Here is a 501-nt window from a genome sequence, read left to right as displayed (position 1 = left end):
ATAAAAACCATGGACTAGAAACTTTCGAAGTTGGTAACTCTTGTAATTTTTTTAACAAGCCACTTTCATGTACATAATAAATAAAGTTTGCAATATCTTTAGAATACACAAGTGTAATCGGTAATGAGTTTGTTTTAAAACCATGCCAGTTTGCACTCGAAAGTTTAAAGATATCTTCTAAAAGACTTTTTACAATAATATCCTTAGGACTATGTAATATTTCGATATCAATTGGTTTTGAAGGTCTATTACTATAAATATTTTCATTACAATGCCCATCTGTCCACAGTAAGAATTTTCTAGCATTTAACTTTATACATACACCTTTAGCAACTACACAATCATTCCTCTCTGAGAAACCTATATATTTAGAAGATTTATTTAGTTTCAAAATTACTAAATCGGCACGATCATTAAAGATATTTTTGATAATTTCACTTAATAATCTCATATCAGAGTTACTAATTTTATTAGTAAGATGAAAAACTACTTGCTTGTAAC

General features: G+C 27.5%; 1 pseudogene. It reads right to left on the bottom strand.

The annotated features are described in order from the left end of the window. Window positions 1-451: pseudogene (locus tag HUN22_RS17660) on the bottom strand (Piwi domain-containing protein); the annotation flags it as partial. Window positions 452-501 lie beyond the last annotated feature (50 nt).

The organism is Acinetobacter lactucae (assembly GCF_013344765.1).
In the GTDB taxonomy this organism is placed as follows: Bacteria; Pseudomonadota; Gammaproteobacteria; order Pseudomonadales; family Moraxellaceae; genus Acinetobacter; species Acinetobacter lactucae_A.
This window is presented reverse-complemented; position numbering and strand designations above follow the sequence as displayed.